Raw genomic sequence first — 22,736 nt, 5'->3', positions numbered from 1 at the left:
CCCTCAGTCGAGGTGAATCCAGTCCGACACCGGCTCGTAGCGACCGGCCTCGGCATTGACCCGCCAGATCCGTCCAACCGGGAACGACATATCCTTCACCGTCACCGGAATGCCGATGATGCCACCGGTGTCCCAGTCCTCGATGGAAGCCAGCGCCGCCGCCATGTTGTCGGCATTGAGTTCCTTGCCGGCATCCAGGGTGCGCTTGATCACCTCCGTCCAGACCATGGCGTTGAACCAGCCCTGGATGTAGCCGGTCGGGCGGTAGCCCGCGTCCGGATCACTCTTCTCGGCCTGCGCCCTCAGGGCATCCAGCATCGGGCCACTTTCCTCACTGTCGTAGTAGTTGTAAGGCATGACCCCCATGTAGCCGTCGGCATCCGCGCCCATCTTGTCGATGATCAGCTTGTCCGAGGACCAGAAGGTACCCATGAACTGGGTGTCCAGCCCCATCTGGCGCATCTGCACCATGAACTCGTTGATCGGCGACAGCACGTAGCCGTGAAACACCACGTAATCCGGGCGCACCCGGCGCAGCTTCAAGACCTCTGCAGACACATCCACGCTGCCGGGCTTGGTGACAATCTCCTCGACCACCTCGATGCCCAGCTCAGCGGCACGGGCCTTGCCGTTTTCGATCGGATCCTTGCCGAACTCGGTGTCGCTATAGACGAAGGCCACGTTCGGCATGTCTCCACCCTCGCCCTGGGAGGCAATGTATTCCAGGATGATGCCGAACATCTGACTGTAGCTGGGGCCGGGGATGAACTGGTAGGGATATTGTTCGTTATCCGTCAGCGCAGTGGCGAAGGAGGCACCGCTCATCAGCGTGGTGCCCATGCTGTTCAGCTCCGAGGCAATCGCCTTCATGAAGCCGGTACTGTCACCATAGTAGGTGGCCGGTGAACTGCTTCCGGAAATCTTCTTGAAAGCCGCCACCGAGCGGTCCACCTCGTAGGCGGTGTCCTCCATCACGTATTCCACCGGATGGCCATTGATGCCGCCCTGGCTGTTGATCCAGCTGGTGTAGTCCGTGAGTCCCGCATGGAGATGGATGCCGGCAAAGGCAAACACCCCTGAGAGCGGGATCGAACCACCGAACACGATGGGCTCCTTGTCCTGGGCCATGGCCGGTGCGGTTACGGTTAACGCAGCGACCAGGCTGCCAAGCCCGGCGAGCCGGCGCCCTTTTTTGAGGATGTCTCTGAACATGTTTCTTCTCCTTGCTGCTTCTTGTTGTTGCTGTTGCACGGGTTCCCGGTACCAGGCCCGGGGAAACACGGTTAATTCCGGAATGGCCACAGGCGGAAGAATCTGCGAATGCGGTGCCAGATTTCCGCGAGGCCATGGGGTTCAAAAATCAGGAAACCGACAATCAGGGCACCGAAGATGATCTCCAGCATCGGTGACATGAACACCGGGGCATTGGGATAAAACGGTGTCAGGGCGGCGGTCAGCAGCTTCAGGGCTTCCGGCACGAGGGTCATGAACGCGGCACCGAGGATACCGCCCAGCAGGTTACCCATGCCGCCGACGATCACCGCCGCCAGATAGAAGATGGACATGGAGAGGGGAAAACTCTCCGGGGTCACCACCCGGTAGAAATAGGCGAATAGCCCGCCGGCCACCCCGGCATAGAAGGAGCTGAGCGCGAAGGACATCAGTTTGTACCGTAACAGGTTGATACCGAGGATCTCGGCGGAAATGTCACGGTCGCGGATGGCAATAAACGCCCGGCCGACGCGGGTCCGCAATACATTGCGGGCGGCAAACACCATCAGCACTGCCAGCGGCACGATGATGAAATACATCCGGAAATCGCTCTGGAAGGTCCACCCGAACAGATGGGCCGGCTCCAGGCTCAAACCGCCCATACCACCGGTCACCGATTCCCACTCAGCGAAAATGAAATGCAGAAACACGCTGGCCGCCAGGGTGGCAATGGCCAGATACAGCCCCTTGACCCGCAGTGAGGGAAGCCCCACCAGGATGCCGACGGCGGCCGCCATGAGCCCGGCCAGCAACAGGGTGACCGGAAATGGCAGACCGGTGTTGAGAGAGAGCCAGGCCACGGTGTAGGCACCCACCCCCATGAAGCCCGCCTGCCCCAGGGAAATGAGGCCGGTGAAACCGGTCAGGATATTCAGGCCGGTGGTGCTGATCACGGCAATGCCCACCAGGCAGCCCAGGTACAGCAGATAGGAGTCGGCCATGAACGGGAACAACAGAAGAATCAGCAGCAACAGGCCGAACCAGAGCTTCTGGGTGTTGCTGGTCCAGATTGCCTCATCGGCTTCGTAGGTCTGTTTGGCGTCACCGATGCGCATCTTATACTCGCTCTATTTCGTGGGTGCCGAAGAGGCCGTAGGGACGGATCACCAGGATCACCGCCAGCACCACGAAGGTGGCCGGCATCCGGTACTCACCTCCCAGATAGGCGCCGGCCACAGTTTCGAGCCAGCCAATGAACACGCCAGCCACAAGTGCACCTAGAATGCTGTCCAGGCCACCGACGATAACCACCACCAGCACACTCAGCCCGATGATCCCGAACTGGGGGCTGAGCCCCCCGGTGGCCGCCACCAACACACCGGCCAGGGAGGCGGCCAGGGAGCCGAACACCCAGGCCAGGTTGAACACCCGGCGCACATTAATGCCCATGGAATAGGCGGCGGCCTGGTCCGAGGCCGTGGCCCTCAGCGCCACCCCGCCCCGGGAAAACCGGAAATAGAGCAGATAGACGATCAACAGGGCAGCACCGATCAGGAAGCCGTAGGCGATCTTCGGAGCCAGATAAAGCGGGCCGATAAACACCGGTTCCCGTGGCAGGAAATTGGGCAGCAACTGCGGATCCGCGGTCCAGACGAACTCCACCAGCCCCACCAGGATGCTGGCGATGCCGATGGTCACCATCACTACCGAGATCGGGGACTCCCCCAGCATCGGGCGGATCATGGTCTTCTCGATCACCCCGCCCAGAATACTGCCGCCGATCACCGCCAGTGGCAGCGCGATCCAGGCGGACAACTCCATGCCACCGGCAAACGCCAGGAACAGGTAAGCAGCGAACATCATGATTTCACCGATGGCGAAATTGATCACCCGGGTGGCCTTGTAGATCATCACGAAGCCAAGGGCAATCAGGGCGTAGAGCCCACCCATGGCCAGCCCGGCCAGGCTGATCTCACCGAAGAACAACCAGTCCATCAGGCCGCCTCCCCCTGGGGATTAAGCTTCCTGCGCAGACTGTCGATGTCGCTGTTACCCAGATACGCCTTGATCACCTCGGGGTTCTTCTGTACATCGGCCGGCTCGCCTTCGGTAATGACCTGTCCGAAATTGAGTACGGCAATGTGATCGGAAATGTCCATCACCATACCCATGTCGTGCTCCACCATCAGCACGGTGACGCCCCATTCTTCACGGATATCGAGGATGAAGCGGGCCATGTCCTCCTTCTCTTCCCGGTTCATACCCGCCACAGGCTCGTCCAGCATCAGCACCTTCGGGCGCATGGCCAGCGCGCGCGCCAGCTCGACGCGCTTTTGCAGGCCGTAGGACAGACTGGCCACCGGTTGGCGCCGGATATGGTCGATTTCCAGAAAATCGATGATCCGGTGCTCCACCTCCCGGCGCACCTCCATCTCTTCACGACGGGCCGCTCCGAAATAGAACATGGAAGCCAGCAGGCCACTGTTCATGTGTACATGGGCACCCAGCTTGATGTTGTCCAATACGGTCATACCACGGAACAGGGCAATGTTCTGGAACGTTCGGGCCAGGCCAAGCGCGGCCCGTTTCGGCGGTTTGATGCCGCTGGACAGCTCCCGCCCTTCGTAGCGGATGGTGCCCTGCTGGGGCTTGTAGAAACCGGAAATGCAGTTGAACAGCGACGTCTTGCCGGCACCGTTCGGACCGATAATGGTGGTCACGGTGTTCTCCGGCACCCGGAAACTGACGTCCTGAAGAGCCTTCACACCGCCAAAGGACAGAGACAGGTCACTGATCTCGAGGATGCTCACTTCACCTCCCGGCACCCCTGGCGCCGGGCAGCGAGGCACGTTTCCACGTGTCGTTTCTACCCAACCTACGCCCAAAGATGATTGTAATTGTTGTTTTTTCTCGTCACCGGGGTCAGCCCGGTTACAGATTCAAAGTAGTCTACCAAGGCAACATTCGCCAGATGCTCCTATTCTGTTACCTGATGACAGACATTAACGGTTACGCAGGGAACCGACCTTCAGATGCACCTTGGCTGGAAAAACAGATATGACAAACAGATTGGTAACCACCGTCTTCAACCCTGACACCGGTGTGGCAACGGTTACCTTTAACCGGCCTGAAGCATTGAACGCCATTAATGTACCCCTGGCGCAAGCCTTTCTCGCGGCAGTGCGGGAAATCAATGGCCTTTCCGGCGTTCGCTGCATAGTGCTGACAGGCGCGGGACGTGCCTTCATGGCAGGCGGAGACGTGTCCAGTATGGCCGGCACATCGGAGCAGGCAGGCGCAGCAATCAGCGCGATCCTGGATGCCGTCAAACCGGCTATCCTGCTGTTGCGCAGCCTGGATGCGCCGGTGATCGCAGCAGTGAAAGGGATCGCCGCTGGCGCCGGCCTGAGCCTGGCACTGATGGCGGACCTGGTTGTGGCCCATGAAGACACCAGATTTCTGCTGGCTTATAACGGCATCGGCGCCGTTCCCGACTGCGGCGGCAGCTGGTTTCTGGCGCAAAAGGTCGGTGCTGGCAGGGCGGCCGAGTTAATGATGCTGGGGCGGACTCTCAGCGCGCCTGAAGCGAAAGACTGGGGCATGATCACCAGCATTGCGCCTGAGGAGGACTTCGAGAAACAACTGAACGGGATCATCGGAAAAGTCGCCAACGGCCCCACACGGGCGTTTGGTGCTTTCCGCCAACTGACCGACAGAGCCAACGGCAATCAGCTTGCCGCCCATCTTGAAGCAGAGCGGGCCGCGTTTCTGGAAATGACCCGGACTGAGGATTTTGCCGAGGGTGTGACGGCGTTTCTGGCAAAACGACAACCACGCTTTCAGGGTCATTGAACCGACCGCAATGAGTCTGATACCAACCCCAACTCATCAAGTATCCGGGGGTCATCAAAGTGTCGCTGACCGATGAATGCGATGGCATGGGTACCATGAATGCGCATGGCGCCAGGACTCGGAATACCCATAGGCCAGAACAGGAAGCGTTCCGGCCGCCGGGACTCCGGCATTAGGCCCTGAGAGTTGAACGGACTGTGATACTGTCCGTCCGGGCGGGCAAGAGCTCTCAGTTCCGCGTACGGCAACACATTCAGAGGCTCTGCAGACTTTCGCATTTTAGTGGGCAGTACACCCAGCAAATAATGAGTATTGGACTCCAGCCACAAGGTAGATTGTTGCTCCGGGCGCAGCGTTTGCCCGATATTGAATGGTTCCTGAATAACCGGCAGCTCCGGCTGGGCGCTGAAACCGCTCGCGGGGAAGAACTGATACCAGCAGCCGCATTGATGCATCTTGTCATAGCCCAGAACAGTGCCTGAAGACGACACGTGGACACGCCATGTGAGGCCATCGAACTGCCCGGCGAACAAGTCCAATCGCTGATCAGGCCTGCGCTCTGCAAACCAGACGCTGTAATTCAGTTGTATCGTTATCTGTTCCTGATAGCGCCCGTAGCTGATATGAGTGTAGATTGTGGGCTGGCTGGCATCCCGGAGAATGGCTCCGGAGGCGTCGGCTATAAGCCGGATTGGGCGGTCATTTGCAGCCAGACCATTTGCTGTGTGCTGGATCGCCAGCGAAGGCATAAAGGCGTCAAGCAACTGGTCCTCTGTGGCTGGAGCCAGCATCGGAATACCCAGCGCATCCAACTCCTGCCGTCCAAGTAGCGCCAATACCTCATCAGGAGCGAGAGCAGGCACCTGCCGGTCATAATACGTCCACTGAGCTATTTTTTCGGGACTGGCATCGGCAAACTCGCGCTGTTTTTCCTGAAGGTACTCGTGCTCGTGAACAACACCTACATAGAAGGGAATGGCCGCCAAAGGGTAAAGGCCAACCCAGCGTTTCCAGGCCTGATACTGATCATCGGGCGTTATCCCGGTTAATCGGGGTAACCCGGCCTGCCATTGTACAAGCGCCTTACCACACTCCCCCAGCGCGCGCTTCACGTCTGTCTGGGTGCCCGGCCAGTACTGGCTAAGCCGCCTTTTGTTCCCCGGCGACAGCCGTTTCCACTCCATCAGCAGGCCTTCAACAGCCTTGTCATTTTGACGCATCAACCAGTGCAGGTATGCAACCTCGGACAGCTCACCCGAATCGAAACTTGCCAGGAATCGTGACGTACGCAAATAGGGGAAGCCCTGCACCCGCTGATGCCTTGCATCCACAATACCGAGCTCTCGTGCCGTTGTTTCCAGAGCGTCGTATCCGACCAGGCAATCAGCGAGGCCTTCCCGCATCAATGCCTCATTTTCTTGCATCGGCCCCTGGTCCACGGTGGCAATATTTATACTGGCGCAGCCCGCCAATACCGCGACCACGAGCGGCAGGATCATTCCTGTTCTGAAACAATGTGTGCGCAAGGTATCCGACCTGTCTCGAGAACTCTATTGAACGCCTGAATTGCGGCGATCACGGCTGCAACGGCTGACATCGGTACCGACGGCATAACTTCGTAGAGCACTCAGCAGTTCAGCCGTGCGTGCCATACCGACGCGATCAGACAACCACTGAGGCGTCCTCCCTCCCGGTTCGATACGCTGTAAGTAGTCGACACGGGTGGCGCCGGAAAGTTCGGTGCGCAGCGTCCAGCTTCCCTCGCTAAACGGAATTCTCTGATAGCCGGCCACTTCCGGCATAGCCTTCGGCCGGGACTGCATATCCAGGGTTATGGGCGGTCCTTCATGACGGGTAAACAGTGTGATGCTGTCGCGGGGGGGCATGGGCCAAGGCAGGTCCGTGGCCATATAGACCAGGGTCTGGTTCTCCCGTGGCCTGGCCAGGATTATCAACGATCCCAGGTTCGGCACCCATCGTCGCAGATGGCAAGGTTCTTCGAGAGCGGCCAGCACCTGAGTTATCGGTGCCGGAATCAATACTGTGGCGTGGATCTCGTCCGGGCCCTGGCGAGGTACGCGTTCGACTTCCACCGCCACGGCAAAACCCGACACACCGAACGCCAGGGCGGCCAGTAAAACAGGAGCAATGGCCCTCAACAGGTCTCCGTAAAACAGGGAGGTGCCACGAAGGGACCGAATCAGTATTCCGATGATAGACACTGACGATGACCCCGCGCAGGTCAGGATAAGCCCTTCACCTGAACACTTTTTAAACTACCACCTTTCTCTCTTCATGGACAAAAAGAAAAGACTTCAACCAGCAAACCGACAGACGCTGGAGGCCCTGGCAAGATCTCCTGCGACTTACCCAATAACGCCGCGATCCTTAAGGCCTTCAATGTCCTCCGAAGACAAACCGGCCACCTTCCGCAGGATCTGAACCGACTGTTCTCCCAACAACGGGGGCGCCGTGCGATAAGCCACCGGGGTCAGCTTCAGATTGATCGGATTACCCACCGTCGGCACTTCGCCCAGCCTGGGGTGAGTAACACTCTGCTTCATGCCGCGCGCCAGAATCTGGGGATCCTCAAACACCTGGTCCAAGGTGTTCACCGGGCCACAGGGCACTCCGGCCTGCTCCAGAATCCCGACCCACTCCCGGGTTGAGCGCATCACCGTGGCCTGCCTAAGTTTCGGAATCAGTTCCTTGCGGTTGGCCACCCGGGAACGGTTGGTGGCGAAGCGTTCATCGCTGGCCCATTCCGGATGCCCGAGCACCTCGCACAGCCGGGCAAACTGCTGGTCATTACCGACCGTCAGCACCATATTCCCGTCGGCCGTGGGGAAATCCTGGTAAGGCACGATGTTGGGGTGGGCATTGCCCATCCGGGCCGGTGCCTTGCCCGTGGTCAGGTAATTCAGGGCCTGGTTGGCCAGGCAGGCCACCTGCACATCCAGCAGCGCGGCCTCCACATACTGGCCTTCACCAGTCCGATCCCGATGGCTGAGGGCCGCGAGCACTCCAATGGTGGCGTATAGTCCGGTCATGATGTCCGTCAGGGCCACGCCGACTTTCACCGGGCCGCCGCCGGGCTCGCCGTCCGGCTGGCCGGTAATGCTCATCAGCCCGCCCATGGCCTGGATCAGGAAATCATACCCCGGACGGCTGGCATAGGGACCATCCTGGCCAAAGCCGGTAATCGAGCAATAGATCAGTTTCGGATTGATTTGCTTGAGGCTCTCGTAATCGAGGCCATAGCGTTTGAGGCCGCCGACCTTGAAGTTTTCCAGCACCACATCGGATTCGGCCACCAGTTTGCGGACCAGCGCCTGCCCCTCGGGATGAGCAATATCCACCGCCAGCGACTGCTTGTTCCGGTTGGCCGTCAGGAAGTAGGCGGAGAGTTCCGCGCTGCCATCGGCGCCCTTGAGGTAGGGCGGGCCCCACGCGCGGGTGTCATCGCCGGTACCCGGGCGCTCGATCTTGATCACCTCCGCGCCCAGATCCCCCAGGATCTGACCGGCCCAGGGGCCGGCCAATACCCGGGAAAGATCCAGCACACGCAGGTGCGACAGGGGAGCTGCCATCCGATTCTCCTCGTAATCGACGCGTTAGCGCATACCGCCAAGACACAGGTATTTGAGTTCCATGAACTCGTCCAGGCCATAACGGGAACCTTCCCGGCCAAGGCCGCTTTCCTTGACCCCGCCGAACGGCGCCGCTTCGGTGGAGATGATGCCCTCGTTGATCCCGATCATGCCGGTTTCCAGGGCTTCGGCTACATGCCAGATACGCCGGATGTCATTGCTGTAGAAGTACGCCGCCAGGCCGAACTCCGAATCGTTGGCCATGGCAATCGCCTGCTCCTCGGTTTCAAACCGGAACAACGGCGCCACCGGGCCAAAGGTTTCCTCGCTCGCCACCAGCATGTCCTGGGTGACGTCGGTGAGGATGGTCGGTTCGAAGAAGGTACCGCCCAGGGCGTGGACTTTGCCACCCAGAGCTACCCTGGCGCCCTTGGCGGTGGCATCGGCGATGTGCCGCTGGACCTTCTCCAGGGCGGCGGCATTGATCAACGGACCCTGCTGGGTTTCACCTTCGAGACCGGCACCCACCACCATCTTGCTGACGGCAGCCTTGAGCTTTTCGACAAACTCGTCATAGACACCGGACTGGACATAGATGCGATTGGCGCATACGCAGGTCTGGCCGGTGTTGCGATACTTGGAGGCCATCAGCCCGGCGACCGCAGCATCCAGGTCGGCGTCATCGAAGACGATAAACGGGGCATTGCCTCCGAGCTCCAGGCTCACTTTCTTGACCGTACCGCTGGCCTGGCGCATCAGCAGTTTACCCACCGGCGTGGATCCGGTGAACGACACCTTGCGAACCACCGGGTTGGTGGTCAGCTCCTCGCCCACCGCCGGCGCCCGGCTTTTCGAACAGGTCACGATGTTGAGAACCCCGGGCGGCACACCGGCCTCCTCCGCCAGCACCGCCAGGGCCAGGGCGCATAACGGGGTATCCTCCGCCGGCTTGACCACCACCGGACAGCCGGCGGCCAGGGCCGGCGCCACCTTGCGGGTGATCATGGCCACCGGGAAGTTCCAGGGTGTGATCGCCGCGACCACCCCGATGGGCTGTTTGATCACCACGATGCGCTTGTCCCGGCCGTGGCCCGGGATAACGTCGCCATAGGCCCGCTTGGCTTCCTCGGCAAACCATTCGATAAAGCTGGCGCCGTAACCCACCTCGCCCCGGGCCTCGGCCAGCGGCTTGCCCTGTTCGGCGGTCATCAGCCGTGCAAGGTCCTCCTGGTTCTGCATCACCAGATCGAACCACCGGCGCAGAATACCCGCGCGCTCCTTGGCCGGGCGAGCCCGCCATTCCGGCCAGGCTGCCTCGGCGGCCTGGATCGCCTGCCGGGCGCCGTCAGCGCCCATGTCCGGCACAGTGGCCAGATGTTCACCATTGGCCGGATTGGTCACCGGTAACACATCGCCGGAAACGGCCTGCAGCCACTCGCCATTGATATAGGCGCTCTCGCGCAGCAATCCGGAATTCGTCAAGCTGATAGTCATCACAGTCCTCACAAGAGAGAGTCAACGCCCTCAGAGCAGATAGCTTTCGATCACATCTCTGACAAAGGCGGCATAGTCGTCAACGGCCACACTCTGGTCGCGGTATTTCCGACGTTTCAGGTACCAGTCCTGCAACAGGGCCTTGATCATCGAGGCCACCAGCCGGGCATTCCTTGGCCGGTACACACCCGCCTTGATGCCGTCCTCGATGACGCCCAGGAAGATGCCCTCAATCTCCAGCTCGATAGCCACTGCATCCCGCTTCTCCGGTGCCGGCAGGCTCTTGGCTTCCATGTAGGAAAAATAGAACCAGGCCCGCATCAGTTCACTCAGGTACAGGTGCGCCTTGATCGCCGAAAACAGCTTGTCACGTACGTCATCCACCTCGCCAGTGTAGTGCAACAGGGTGCGGCGGGTGATGGTGAACCCGTGGCTCTGAATCAGGTGGATCAGGTCGTCTTTGTTGCGGATGTAAGCATAAAGCCCGCCCATGCTCATGCCCGAGTCCGAACACAGATCTCTGAGGGTCATGGCATGGAACCCCTTGGAATTGGCCAGTCTCAGGGTCGACTCGATGATCCGGATCAGGTTCTTGACCGCCGTCGCCTCCTTCTTGATGCTGATCCTGTCCTTGTTCTGGCGGTAAACCTCACGGACCACGTCCTCCTTGGACATGCTCAATTCGTTGCGAAATGCCTCGTAGTTTTCAATCATCGGTACCACGCCTGTCTGCTCCTGCGGCGGGGATTATAAGCCAGATCACGCCACCGACAGGAACCGGTCCTGGGTCGCCTGGTCGGCGCGCAACTCGTCACTGGGTGCCTCGTGCACAACCTGGCCCTTTTCAAGGATGTATGCCCTGCGGGCATGCTTGAGGGCGAACCGAACGCTCTGGTCCGTGAACAGGATGGTCGTGGTCTTGCTCAGATCATCAATCAGCTCACCAATCTGCTGCACGATCACAGGCGCCAGTCCTTCATTGGGCTCGTCCAGCAACAAAAGCCGGGGCTGAATCATCAGGGACCGCGCCACCGCCAGCATCTGTTGTTGGCCACCGGAGAGAGTAGCACCATCCTGATCTGCCCGTTCACCCAGCATCTCATACTTCTTGAGAATGCCATCCACCGTCCAACGGGCGGCACTGCCCTTGCGCTGGTAGGATGCCACCTCCAGGTTGTCCCGCACAGTCAGGCCCGGGAAAATCCGGCGGTCCTCCGGTACGTAGCCGATACCGGCCCGGGCGATCTGGTGGGCTGGCAGACCGTGAACCGGCTTGCCGTCAAAAATCACTTCCCCGGATCTCGGCGGCGTCAGGCCCATGATGCTTTTCAGTGTCGTACTCTTGCCGGCACCGTTCCGGCCCAGGATGCATACCGTCTCACCCTCGTCCAGTTGCAGCGTTACGCCCTGAAGCGCCTGGCTTTCGCCGTAGAAGGTCTGGATATCGCGAACTTCAAGAATCATGGGTTGGCCTCCTCGACCACTTCATCTTCTTCCTCGCCCAGGTAGGCGACACGCACTTCCGGATGATTCTTCACTTCCTCCGGTGTGCCGGCGAACAGCTTTTCACCGCGATGCATGACCAGGATGCGATCAGCCAGATTGAAGACCACGTCCATATCGTGCTCGGTGATCAGGAAGGTGTAGTCACCGCTGTCTGCCAGGCTCTTGACCAGCTTCGTGGTGCGCCGGGTTTCGTCCGGGGTCATGCCGGCGGTGGGTTCGTCCAGAAGCACCAGTTTGGGCTGGGTCGCCAGCACCATGGCAATTTCCAGCAAGCGCTTGTCACCGTAACTGATGACCTCGGCTCGCTGATCTTTGAGGCCGTCGATGCCCAGCCTTTTGAGATACTCCACTGCCTCCTGCTGGATCCCGGTATTGCGGGAAGCAAGGTTGAACAGCTTGCGGCTGTGGCCATGGTACGCCGAAAGCACCACTTCCACGTTCTCCTGAACGGTCATCTCCGGGAAGATGTTGTTGATCTGGAACGAACGGGAAACCCCCAGCCGGCTGATCTTGTGGGGCGGCAGTCCGGTGATGTCCTGGCCGTCGAGCATGATCTTGCCTTCGGTCGGCTGCATCCGCCCGGACACCATGTTGTAGAAGGTGGTCTTGCCGGCACCGTTGGGACCGATGATGGCGATGGTTTCCTTCGGCATGACTTCCAGGTTGATACCGTTGACCGCGGTTACACCACCAAAACGCTTAGTCAGGTTGTCTATGGTCAGGATCGGGTTGTTCATTTCTTCACCTCCATCCACCAATCAAGGGCGGTACCCAGCAGTCCCTTGCGGAAGAAAATCACCATCATGGCCAGGATGATGCCCAGAACCAGCATCCAGGACTCGGTGAAGCTGGTAATCCAGGTCTCCAGCAGCACGAACACCGCCGAACCGACAAATGGGCCAAGGAAGTAACCGGTGCCACCGAGAATGGCCATCAGGACCGGTTCGGCCGACATGGACCAATGCAACAGCTCCGGGCTGGCCACCCGCAGGAACGGGGCGATCAGGCCACCGGCCAGGCCGGCAAAGGCGCCGGCAATCACGAAGGCCACCAGGCGGTAGGTGCGTACGTTCAGACCGGCGAAGGACACCCGCTCGGGATTCTGGCGGATCGCCTTCAGAATCATGCCAAAAGAACTGCGGCAGATCAGATACAGGACCACCGCGGCGATGGCGACGATGGCGAGCACGACGTGGTAATAGACCGCCGGATTACCCAGGGTCAGATCCAGACCCAGCCCGAAGGAACCCAGGGTGAAACCCGCCAGGCCGTCACTGCCGTTGGTAACGGAGCGCCACTGGTAGGCGATGGCGAACACCATCATGCCGAACGCCAGGGTGAGCATGGCGAAGTAGACCTCGTTGAGCCGGACACTCAGGAAGCCGATCACCAGTGCCAGCAACGCCGAGGCGCCCATGGATACCAGCAGACAGGCCAGGAATGGCCACTCCAGGTGGATGAGTACCAGTGCTGTGGCGTAAGAACCGATACCGAAGAAGGCCGCGTGCCCAAAGCTGAGCATACCGGTGTAACCGAAAATCAGGTTGAAGCTGGCCGCGAACAGGCCAAGGATCAGGATCTCGGTGAGGATGAAGATATAGAAGTAGGAGGCAATCCAGGGCACCGCGATCAGCCCCGCAATCACCACGGCCAGAAGGCCCATCAGAATCCTGGTCTTCATGCGGTCGCCCCCTTGCCCATGATGCCGTTAGGTTTGAACAACAGAACCAGTGCCATGCCAAGGAACGGCAGCAGCAGGTTCACTTCCGGCAGATAGCGGCCGCCAAAGCCGTGAATCAGCCCCAGGATGATGGCGCCAAGCAAGGCTCCCGGGAAGCTGCCCAGGCCGCCAATGACCACCACAATAAAGGACTCGATGATGATCTTGTCCCCCATGCCCGGATCCAGGGCCCGCATCGGTGCCGCCACCACACCGCCAACGGCGGCCAACCAGGCACCGAAGGCAAACACGCCGGTGACCACCATACGGGTATTGATACACAGGGCTTCCGCCATGTCCCGATCCAATGCCGCGGCGCGCATGATGCGGCCCACCCGGGTGCGGTTGAACAGGTACCACAAGCCCGCCAGCAGAAGCAGACCAACGACAATCACGAACAGGCTGTAGGTGGACACGGAACTGCCCAGCAACTCCACCGAACCGGACAACAACTGCGGTGGCTGGACCACCTGGATCCCGCTGCCCCAGATGACACGGACACTCTCATTGATGATCAGCAGGATTGCGAACGTCAGTAGCAGGCTGTCAGCCACATCCCGGGAGTAGATGAATTTCAACAGTACCCGGTCGATGATGACTGCCAGGATAGCGACCCCGATGGGTGCCAGTAACAAAGCCGCCCAGAAGGGCATCCCCACAAGGTTGATCAGCGTGAAGGCCAGGTAAGCCCCCAGCATATACAGAGCCCCGTGGGCAAAGTTGATGATGTTCAGCACACCGAACACGATATTCAGACCGACTGCGATGATGAACAGCAGCAGGCCGATATCGAGACTGTTTAGCAACGCCGCTCCGATGCCAGACATGGATTACCTCATTACGTTAGGGCCGGTTTCGTGGCGCCCCCGAAAGGGCGCCACGGCAAGCTTTAAAAAGGATGGGATCAGAGCTTGCAACCGGTCTCTTCAATGGTGCGGGCTACTTTCTCGCCGTCGAAGATCTGCAGGTTGGTCAGGCTCCGGATACCGAGCTCGGAATCCATCGGGCCTGAAACGCCCCAGTTCGGGCTGACCATGGCCTGGTGATCTCCTGCCCGGAACGTCACCTTGCCGTTCGGCGCATCCATGCTCATGCCACTGAGCGCCGCGGCAACCGCAGAGCCCTCAGTCGTACCGGCCGCTTCCATAGCCTGCTTGTAGGCGTAGATCGCAGCATAGGCACCTTCGGCGTTGTAGCTGGGCGCTGTGCCATAGGCATCAACGTAGGCTTTGACGAAGCGATCATTCACCTCGTTGTCATAGGCGTCGTACCAATACCGGGTTGAAAGGTGGACCCCTTCCGGCATTTCCTCACCCAGCGCGGAGAGAACCTCCGTCGCCGCGCCGACCGTGAACATGACTTCCATATCCTTGTCGAAGAAGCCGCGGGTGTTGGCCTGGCGGATGAAGTTAACCAGATCGCCACCCCACACCGAGATAAGAACCCCCTCAGCATCGGAATTCATCACCCGGTCAATGAACGGGGTAAAGTCCTCGGCACCAAAACGTGGGAAATTGGTCTCGGACATCAGGTTTACGTCCGGCTTGATCTCCTTCAGATAATTACCGAAAAATTCCCAGGACTGGTGTCCGAACGCGTAGTCCGGGCCGATGGTGGTCCAGTTGGTGGCATCGGTCTCGGCAGCGACCAGCGCGGCAGCCTTCATGTTCTGGGCCACGTTGACACTGATGCGGTAGGTGAACGGATTACAGAGCTTGCCGGTAACATCCGGCGTAGCCGCGTGGGTAATGATGAGAGGCTTCTGAAGCTCCGGCATGGTCGGCACCATGCCCTGGGCGACACCCGAGCTGTCCAGACCCACGAGGGCATCGGCATTCTCCGAGTAGACCAGTTTCCGCGCAGCCTGGATGGCCACCGAGGCCTTGCCCTGGCTGTCCTCGTAGATCATTTCCACCTGGCGCCCGAGGATGCCGCCGGAGGCATTGATTTCACTCACTGCGAGGTCAATACCCTTCTGGGCAAACTCACCGTAGGTGGAGGCGCTGCCCGAGAGGATGTAGATACCACCAATCCGGATCGGATCCTCTGCGTAGCTGGTACCAGCAGTGCCAAGGGTCGCGGCTGCGGTCATCGCAACCAGCAGTTTCTTCATGCTTGTTGTTTTCATGGTATTGCTCCTGTGTTCTTGTCTTTGTTGTCACTGGAACTTTCAGGCCCGTTACATCGGGGCCGGTTTTCGTAGGTCTGAGTGCGTTGTTCGCGCTATCGCAACCTCCTGCTGACCATGGTCAGCCCGATCATCGGGACAGGGAGTCCCGGAGAATGTTCTTGCGGATCTTGCCGGTGGCAGTCTTGGGCAGCTCGCCCAGCACCACCTTCCGCGGCGCCTTGAAATGCGCCATGTTGTCCCGGCAAAAGGCAATGATGTCCTCGGCGGTCAGCTCCTCACCGCCATCGACAGGATTGACGAAAGCACAGGGCACCTCGCCCCATTTCTCGTCGGGCATGGCTACCACTGCCGCTTCGGAAACTTTCGGATGGCGATACAGAACCTCCTCCACCTCGAGGCTGGAGATATTCTCACCGCCGGAGATAATCACATCCTTGGCCCGATCCCGGATTTCGACGTAGCGGTCGGGGTGCATGACTGCCAGATCGCCAGTATGAAACCAGCCATCCCGGAAGGCCTTGTCGGTAGCACCCGGGTTCTTGAGATAGCCTTTCATCACCGTGTTACCCCGGATGCAGATCTCGCCCATGGTCTTGCCATCGGCCGGCACCGGCTCGCCACTGGTCATATCCAGGATGTCCACGTCGTCCAGTCCGTGGGTGGGGACCCCCTGCCGGGACATCTTCACGGCCCGCTCTTCCAGCGGCAGTTCCTGCCATTCCGGCTGAGGCACGCACAGGGTGGAGGGGCCGAAGGTTTCGGTCAGGCCATAGAGGTGGGTGATCTCGAAACCGATTTCCTCCGCCTTGCGAATCACACTGCTGGGGGGCGCCGCGCCGCCAAGGGCAAAACGGGCGCACCGTGAGAGGGTCAGATTCTCGCGACCGAGATCCTGCACCAGCATGTTCATCACCACCGGGGCGCCACACATGTGGGTTACGCCATAGTCCTCGATCCGGCGATAGATCTCCCGGGTATCCACCTCCCGCAGGCAGACGTGAGTGCCACCGACGGCGGTAATTGCCCATGTATAGGCCCAGCCGTTGCAGTGAAACATGGGCAGGGTCCACAGGTAGACGGTCTCCGCGGTCATATCGAAGGCCATGGCGTTCGACATCGCGGCCAGATAGCCCCCGCGGTGGTGATAGACCACGCCCTTGGGGTTACCGGTGGTACCGGAGGTGTAGTTCAGGGTGATGGCGTCCCACTCGTCGTCCGGCTGCGTCCAGGCTGACTCCGGGTCGCCCTCCGCCAGCAGGGACTCATAGTCCAGTTCGGCCAGGCCTTCGCTGGGACCGGCCTTGCGCTCGATGGCCACCAGCAGCGGTGGCACCTCCAGTTCGGCAATCGCGGCCCGGACCTGGTTTTCCCACTGGGTGTCGTAGAACAGGACCCGGGCCTCGCCATGGGCCAGAATAAATGACAGGGTGCCCGCGTCCAGACGGATGTTGATGGCATTCAGTACCGCCCCGGCCATAGGCACCGAGTAGTGGGACTCGAGCATCTCATGGCTATTGGGGCACAGGATCGCGACGGTATCACCAGGCGAAATGCCCCGGGCGCGCAAGGCGTCCGCCATCTGCCGGCAACGGCGATACAGGTCCCGATAGGACAGGTTCATGTCATCGTCGATGACTGCCTGCTTGTCCGGGTAGACCCGCGCGGAGCGCTGCAGCAGGGTCAGCGGTGTCAGGGCGGAATGATTGGCGGCGGTCTTGTTCAGGTTCTTGTACTTGTACTTGTTCATATCGCACCGTGTTGGACTGTCCGGATTACTTCAGAAAGCCCGGATTGTTGATTCGCAAACGGGCCTCCGTAAGGCCTCTCAGGACCGATCTCAGTTCCGGATCATCGCCATCGAGGCTGCGCTCGCGGAGGGCCCGGGCCAGGGTCTGCTCACCCTGCAAGGGGTCATCCGGCAACTGGTGGCCCGCCAGGAACTGTGACAGCACCCGGTCGGTGGCTTCGGGCTCACCCTCAGCCCGCTGCTCGATTTCCCGGATGGCCATGCCCATGGCGTTGGCGATCATCAAAGCCTGGTATTTCTGCTCACCCGCCAGTCCCGGGGCCAGCGAATCCAGGAGTACCTCGCGGGCCTCGGTCAGCAGATCTCGGGTATCCGGGTCGTTGATCATTGCCCCTCCTCCAATTCCGGAATCTGGTTCAGCAGGTCGTATTCCATCTGGGCCACCATGCGCCCGGTGAGGGCCAGTTCCAGCGAGCGCTGCTCGCCGGACATGTGCCGGCGCGCCTGCTGCAACGCGATCAGGGCCCAGCGCACCAGCGCCATGACTTCCCAGTAGCTGACCACTGCCGGATCCACATCAACACCACTCACCTCCCGGTAACTGGCCAGAAGATCCTCCTTGTCGCCGACTCCACCGACTTCCCGGTCATCAGCGCCGAAACGCCAGCTGCGGCAACAGAGCCAGCCCAGGTCCTCGCAGGGGTCGCTCCAGGACGTGAACTCCCAGTCCAGGACAGCGGTCAGCTCGTCGCCATCCACCATGTAGTTGCCGGTGCGGAAATCGCAGTGGCACAGAACGATCGGGCCCGGTTCGGGAGCGTTGTCTGCCAGCCAGTTCAGCGCCCATTCGAGTACCGGGTGCGGCTCGGCGATTTCCTCGAGGTAGCCGCGGTAAAGCGCTACCCGGCTTAACGCCGGATTGTTCGCTTCCGGCATCTCAAGAAAAGCCAGCGAATCCATTGGTGGCCGCACCGTGTGCAGCCGGGCCAGCTCGGCACCGAGGCGACGTACCAGGTGCCGGCGTTGGTCTTCGGTAAGACCGCCTTTAACCAGCTTGCGTGGTGAGGCGCTGCCGGACGCCCGGGTCATGACGTAGAACACCCGGCCGCTGACTTCCCTGTCCTCGCATAGCCACAGCGGTTCCGGAGCCGTTACGCCGGCTTTGAACGCGGCTTGCAGAACCCGGAATTCCTCGGGCCGGGACAGACTTTCCGCCACCCCGGAGGGTGCGTCCTGACGGACTACGAATGCCTGCCGGCCCGGCCGGTCACCGCCCTCCAGCTCCAGCGTTAACCCGAAGTTGTCCTGGATGGCGCCCCCGGAGAGCTTGTCGAACTCGATGACCCGCACGCTGCGGGCTCCGGTCTGCCGGGCGACAAAATTGCTGAAGGTGTCAGCCAGGGAAGACATCAGGGCTTCACTCCCCAGTGCCAGAAGTCAGTTCGCTCGGACAACAACAGCTTCGAGAACACCATCTTGTGTACTTCCGAGGCACCGTCCACCAGACGCGCCTGGCGGGCATAACGGTAGATCCACTCCAGCGGAGTGTCCTTGGAATAGCCCCGGGCGCCACACAGCTGGATCGCAGTATCGACTGACTTATGCAGGGTATCCGCCACGGCGACCTTGGCCATGGACACTTCCTTGCGGGCAAAATCGCCCTGATCCAGCTTCCACGCGGCGTGCATGGTCAGCAGACGGCCAATCTGGATCTCCATGGCGGCCTCGCCGAGCAACCACTGCACACCTTCACGCTGGGCCAGGGTCTGACCGAAGGATTCGCGCTTCTCGACATAGTCGGTGGCGATTTCCAGGGAACGACGGGCCAGCCCCAGCCAGCGCATGCAATGAGTCAGGCGGGCCGTACCCAGGCGGATCTGGGTCAGCTTGAGGCCATCGCCCACTTCCATGAGCCGGTTCTCATCGGGAATTTCCAGACCGTCGAAGCGGATCTCACAGTGACCACCGTGTTCCTCCGGCCCCATGATCGGAATACGCCGGACCACTTCCCAGCCCGGATCGTCCTTGTGGAACATGAAGGCACTGAGCCCCTTGCGGGTGTCTTCGGAGGTGCGGGCAATCAGGATGAAATGGGACGCCTCACCGGCCCCGGTAATGTAATGCTTGTGACCATGGATCACCCAGCGGTCGCCCTTGCGGGTTGCGGTGGTCTGCATCATCCCGGGGTCCGAGCCACAGCCGGGAGGTGGCTCTGTCATGGCGAAGGACGACCGGACTTTTCCCTCGATGATGGGCTTGAGCCAACGCTCCTGCTGGGCCTCGGTGGCAACCTTGGCCAGCACGATCATGTTGCCGTCGTCCGGGGCCGCTGAGTTGAACACCACCGGCCCGAAGATGGACCGGTTCATTTCCTCGTAGCAGGCTGCCATACCCTGGATATCCAGGCCCTGGCCACCGAGATGCTCCGGAATCTGCAGGCACCAAAGGCCCTGCTGCCTGGCCTTGGCGCGCATCTGCTCCAGATGTTCCGGCGCAATGTTTTCGTGCTCGTCGTACGCCTCCGGGTTCTGTTCCAGCGGCAACAGCTCCTGCTCCACAAAGTCCCGGATGCGTTTCCGGTATGACTCGTTCCTGGGGTTCAGATTAAAGTCCACAGCCTGCTCCTTACAGCGAGGATTGAAGATGTCCGCCATCCACCACGAGAGTGCTGCCGGTCATGTAGTCGGAATAGTCTGAGGCCAGCAGCAGTAAGGGGCCGCTCAGATCCCTCGCCTGCCCAAGGCGACGCTGGGGAATGCGGCGAATCATCTTCTGGCCGGGCTCACTGGCGAAAAAGTCTCGGTTCAGATCGGTCTCGATGTAGCCCGGTGCCAACGCATTTACGCGAATACCGTACCGCGCCCACTCCAGCGCGAGCGCCCGGGTCAGCTGCTCAACACCGGCCTTGGCCGCCGCATAGGGCGCTACGTTGCCAGCCACGCGATGACCGAGAATGGAAGAAATCATGATGATACTGCCGCCCTTGTTGATGGCGGACAGACGGCGGGCCGCCTCGTTACAGACCAGCCAGCAGCCCTTGAGGTTGGTGTCGACTACCCGGTCCCAGTCGGAGCCGGTCAGGTCCAGTGCTTTCTTGCTGGTGGCAACACCGGCATTGGAGACCACCACATCCGGGATGCCGACGTCATCGGCCATGGTGTCGAAGGCTTCGGTGACACTCGCCTCGTCGGTGACATCCATGGTGACCACATGGATCCGACCGGAATATTCTGGAAATTCGCTCTTCAGGGACTCCAGCGCCTCGCGGCGGCGGCCACTCACAATGACTGTGGCACCGGCCTCGAGCAGGCACCGGGTAAAGCTGTGACCCAGACCGCCGGCGGCTCCGGTGACCAGGGCGATCTTACCGTCAACGCCCAGGGACCAGTTTGTATTACCAGGGTTCGCGTTATTGGAATTGTTCATATCTCGACCTCCGGAAGGCAAAAATAGAACGAGCGCTCGAAATATTCAAGCCCCAATTTCAATCGGGGGTGCGCGGACACGACAAACCTGGAAAAAAGATCCACCCCGGAGATGACTATTAGGAAACGGTTCAGAAAGTTCCCGGAAAGAACGGAAATTTTAAGACATTTTTGAAATGATCCCGCCCGAAACCATAGATAAAAAGAATTTGCTGACACCCCATTCGTCAATTATTTGACGTTCATTTGTGCCATCAAACGCGACGCTCTCGCCTCTCACCCGACCGGAAATCAACCAGTTGGATAGCACCTGTCAACCTCGACCTCACTCACAAAAATCTACATGTAAATCGTCGCTACAAATCAAAATTATCATTGTGTAACAGGCATTTAATCATTTGTTTCTGTACGTTTTAAAACTGTTTCAGGGCCAGCGTAGAAGATTTTTCCTGGGCCCGAAACAGCAAAAGGACTGCGGAAAGCTGTTCAGAACCTGACCACCCAAAGACATAGGGACTGTTCGTTTTTTCTGCAGGAGGAACGCCAGGGCTGATCGGCTTTGGCAGACAACCTCATAAACACCATTTTTTTGACGTTTTTCGGAAAGTAACGCCGAAACCGGCAATACGGGGAAACCTTTCCGGAACAACAAGGGAGCAGATAGCCATGCGAGTAAGCATTTTTGGTCTGGGTTATGTGGGTGCCGTTTGTACGGCGAGCCTGGCCCGTCGCGGCCATGAGGTCATCGGGGTGGACGTGTCCCCGGTCAAGATCGACCTGATCAACAAGGGTAAGTCGCCGATTGTGGAACCGGGGCTTGAGGAGCTGCTGGGTGAGGGTGTTGAGGCAAACCGCATCGCGGGCACGACCGAAGGATTTGCCGCAGTCATGGACAGCGAAATGTCCATGATCTGCGTGGGCACCCCCAGCAAACCCAATGGTGACCTGGACCTGACCTTTGTTGAGAAGGTTTCCCGGGACATCGGCACAGCCTTGCGCGAGAAGGACAGCTGGCACCTGGTGGTGGTTCGTAGCACCGTACTGCCCGGCACGGTGCGGGATGTGGTCATCCCGATCCTGCAGGAAACCTCCGGCAAAATCGCTGGCCAGGACTTCGGTGTGTGCGTCAACCCGGAATTCCTCCGCGAGAGTACCGCTATCAAGGACTATGACCACCCGCCCATGACCGTCATCGGACAGCTCGACGACCGCTCCGGTGAGCTGCTCGCGGAACTCTATGGTGACCTGGACGCACCTCTGATCCGCAAGCCCATCGAAGTGGCGGAAATGATCAAGTACACCTGCAATGTCTGGCACGCCACCAAGGTCAGTTTCGCCAATGAAATCGGCAACATCGCCAAGTCCATGGGCGTCGACGGCCGTGATGTCATGGACGTGATGTGCGTGGACAACAAGCTGAACATCTCCCGTTACTACATGCGTCCCGGCTTTGCCTTCGGCGGCTCCTGCCTGCCCAAGGATGTCCGCGCCCTGACCTATCGGGCCAGCCAGATGGACGTCAAACATCCCCTGCTCAGCTCCATCATGAGCAGCAACAACGAACAGGTGGCCAAGGCCTTCAATATTGTCACCGGCTACGGCCGTCGCAAGATCAGCATGCTGGGCCTGAGCTTCAAGGCCAACACCGACGACCTTCGGGAAAGCCCCCTGGTGGAGCTTGCCGAGCTTCTTATCGGCAAGGGCTACGACCTTCGGATCTTCGATCGCAACGTGGATTACGCCCGCACTTATGGCGCCAACCGCGACTACATCAATCAGAAGATCCCCCATCTCTCGAACCTGATGGACGGTGATCTCCGGGGCGTCATCGAGCATGGCGATGTACTGGTGGTCGGCAACAATGACGAGCTGTTCGAAACCGTCATCGCCGACGTGCCCGAAGGCAAGCGGGTCGTGGACCTGGTGGGCTTCATGAAAACCACCACCAACGACGTGCTCGAAGGCATCTGTTGGTAAACCCCGGCCAGGGCCCCGGCGAGCGCAGTGCGCCGGGGCCGCGCAAACGGTCCTTATTGATGAACCCTGGAGAACCTCGGCC

The 22,736-nt window shown here is 60.0% G+C and carries 21 protein-coding genes; 2 read left to right on the top strand and 19 right to left on the bottom strand.

The features are described from left to right. Window positions 1-3 precede the first annotated feature (3 nt). The 4 genes from MD273_RS13310 to MD273_RS13295 all read right to left on the bottom strand — a co-directional run bounded on the left by MD273_RS13310 (window position 4) and on the right by MD273_RS13295 (window position 4,022). Window positions 4-1,212 carry an ABC transporter substrate-binding protein gene (locus MD273_RS13310; RefSeq protein ID WP_239038269.1) on the bottom strand — a complete coding sequence of 403 codons (1,209 nt, stop codon included), beginning with the start codon at window positions 1,210-1,212 and terminating at the stop codon, window positions 4-6. A 71-nt stretch (window positions 1,213-1,283) separates the two neighbouring features. Then, the gene (locus MD273_RS13305) at window positions 1,284-2,327 is read right to left on the bottom strand and encodes a branched-chain amino acid ABC transporter permease (protein ID WP_239038268.1); all 1,044 of its coding nucleotides are present in this window, start codon (window positions 2,325-2,327) and stop codon (window positions 1,284-1,286) included. Between the two features lies 1 nt (window position 2,328). Continuing rightward, a complete protein-coding gene (locus MD273_RS13300) occupies window positions 2,329-3,207 on the bottom strand; it encodes a branched-chain amino acid ABC transporter permease (RefSeq protein WP_239038267.1) in 879 nt (292 codons plus the stop codon). Then, window positions 3,207-4,022, bottom strand: a complete 816-nt coding sequence (locus MD273_RS13295) for an ABC transporter ATP-binding protein (protein WP_239038266.1) — start codon at window positions 4,020-4,022, stop codon at window positions 3,207-3,209. Before MD273_RS13295 ends, MD273_RS13300 begins: the two co-directional genes overlap by 1 nt. Before the next feature lie 247 nt (window positions 4,023-4,269). Here MD273_RS13295 and MD273_RS13290 point away from each other — a divergent pair, with 247 nt between their 5' ends. Further along, on the top strand, window positions 4,270-5,064 hold the full coding sequence (locus MD273_RS13290) for an enoyl-CoA hydratase/isomerase family protein (protein WP_239038265.1): 795 nt from the start codon (window positions 4,270-4,272) through the stop codon (window positions 5,062-5,064). Here the strand turns inward: MD273_RS13290 and MD273_RS13285 are convergent. The 15 genes from MD273_RS13285 to MD273_RS13215 all read right to left on the bottom strand — a co-directional run bounded on the left by MD273_RS13285 (window position 5,058) and on the right by MD273_RS13215 (window position 20,678). Beyond that, window positions 5,058-6,563 carry a hypothetical protein gene (locus MD273_RS13285; protein ID WP_239038264.1) on the bottom strand — a complete coding sequence of 502 codons (1,506 nt, stop codon included), beginning with the start codon at window positions 6,561-6,563 and terminating at the stop codon, window positions 5,058-5,060. The genes MD273_RS13290 and MD273_RS13285 overlap by 7 nt on opposite strands. Before the next feature lie 51 nt (window positions 6,564-6,614). Beyond that, on the bottom strand, window positions 6,615-7,286 hold the full coding sequence (locus MD273_RS13280; RefSeq protein ID WP_239038263.1) for an START domain-containing protein: 672 nt from the start codon (window positions 7,284-7,286) through the stop codon (window positions 6,615-6,617). A gap of 144 nt (window positions 7,287-7,430) precedes the next feature. Then, entirely contained in the window at window positions 7,431-8,654 is a 1,224-nt protein-coding gene (locus tag MD273_RS13275) for a CaiB/BaiF CoA transferase family protein (RefSeq protein WP_239038262.1), read from the bottom strand. 24 nt (window positions 8,655-8,678) lie between these two features. Beyond that, window positions 8,679-10,142: an NAD-dependent succinate-semialdehyde dehydrogenase gene (locus MD273_RS13270; protein ID WP_502846061.1), complete on the bottom strand. Its 1,464-nt coding sequence runs from the start codon at window positions 10,140-10,142 to the stop codon at window positions 8,679-8,681. A 36-nt stretch (window positions 10,143-10,178) separates the two neighbouring features. Then, window positions 10,179-10,862, bottom strand: coding sequence for a TetR/AcrR family transcriptional regulator (locus tag MD273_RS13265; protein ID WP_239038492.1), 684 nt, complete (start codon window positions 10,860-10,862; stop codon window positions 10,179-10,181). A gap of 45 nt (window positions 10,863-10,907) precedes the next feature. Then, a complete protein-coding gene (locus tag MD273_RS13260) occupies window positions 10,908-11,612 on the bottom strand; it encodes an ABC transporter ATP-binding protein (protein ID WP_239038260.1) in 705 nt (234 codons plus the stop codon). Beyond that, window positions 11,609-12,391 (bottom strand): ABC transporter ATP-binding protein, encoded by a 783-nt coding sequence (locus MD273_RS13255; protein ID WP_239038259.1) that lies wholly within the window; start codon window positions 12,389-12,391, stop codon window positions 11,609-11,611. The genes MD273_RS13260 and MD273_RS13255 overlap by 4 nt, the downstream gene beginning before the upstream one ends. Beyond that, window positions 12,388-13,335: a branched-chain amino acid ABC transporter permease gene (locus tag MD273_RS13250; protein ID WP_239038258.1), complete on the bottom strand. Its 948-nt coding sequence runs from the start codon at window positions 13,333-13,335 to the stop codon at window positions 12,388-12,390. The genes MD273_RS13255 and MD273_RS13250 overlap by 4 nt, the downstream gene beginning before the upstream one ends. Then, on the bottom strand, window positions 13,332-14,201 hold the full coding sequence (locus tag MD273_RS13245; protein ID WP_239038257.1) for a branched-chain amino acid ABC transporter permease: 870 nt from the start codon (window positions 14,199-14,201) through the stop codon (window positions 13,332-13,334). The genes MD273_RS13250 and MD273_RS13245 overlap by 4 nt, the downstream gene beginning before the upstream one ends. A gap of 77 nt (window positions 14,202-14,278) precedes the next feature. Further along, window positions 14,279-15,502: an ABC transporter substrate-binding protein gene (locus tag MD273_RS13240; protein WP_239038256.1), complete on the bottom strand. Its 1,224-nt coding sequence runs from the start codon at window positions 15,500-15,502 to the stop codon at window positions 14,279-14,281. A gap of 130 nt (window positions 15,503-15,632) precedes the next feature. Then, entirely contained in the window at window positions 15,633-17,252 is a 1,620-nt protein-coding gene (locus MD273_RS13235) for a long-chain-fatty-acid--CoA ligase (RefSeq protein ID WP_239038255.1), read from the bottom strand. A 25-nt stretch (window positions 17,253-17,277) separates the two neighbouring features. Further along, complete coding sequence (locus MD273_RS13230) at window positions 17,278-17,640, bottom strand: DUF6285 domain-containing protein (RefSeq protein ID WP_239038254.1); 363 nt, start codon at window positions 17,638-17,640, stop codon at window positions 17,278-17,280. After that, window positions 17,637-18,662, bottom strand: coding sequence for a phosphotransferase family protein (locus MD273_RS13225; protein ID WP_239038253.1), 1,026 nt, complete (start codon window positions 18,660-18,662; stop codon window positions 17,637-17,639). Before MD273_RS13225 ends, MD273_RS13230 begins: the two co-directional genes overlap by 4 nt. Then, a complete protein-coding gene (locus MD273_RS13220; protein WP_239038252.1) occupies window positions 18,662-19,867 on the bottom strand; it encodes an acyl-CoA dehydrogenase family protein in 1,206 nt (401 codons plus the stop codon). The genes MD273_RS13225 and MD273_RS13220 overlap by 1 nt, the downstream gene beginning before the upstream one ends. Before the next feature lie 10 nt (window positions 19,868-19,877). Next, complete coding sequence (locus MD273_RS13215) at window positions 19,878-20,678, bottom strand: SDR family NAD(P)-dependent oxidoreductase (protein ID WP_239038251.1); 801 nt, start codon at window positions 20,676-20,678, stop codon at window positions 19,878-19,880. 665 nt (window positions 20,679-21,343) lie between these two features. On the opposite strand from MD273_RS13215, the gene MD273_RS13210 reads away from it, so the two are divergent. After that, window positions 21,344-22,654: a nucleotide sugar dehydrogenase gene (locus tag MD273_RS13210; protein ID WP_239038250.1), complete on the top strand. Its 1,311-nt coding sequence runs from the start codon at window positions 21,344-21,346 to the stop codon at window positions 22,652-22,654. The last annotated feature ends 82 nt before the right edge of the window (window positions 22,655-22,736 follow it).

The organism is Marinobacter sp. C7 (assembly GCF_022343555.1).
Lineage (GTDB): Bacteria > Pseudomonadota > Gammaproteobacteria > Pseudomonadales > Oleiphilaceae > Marinobacter.
The sequence above is the reverse complement of the archived record's forward strand: the minus strand, read 5'-3'. Positions and strand labels throughout refer to the sequence as shown.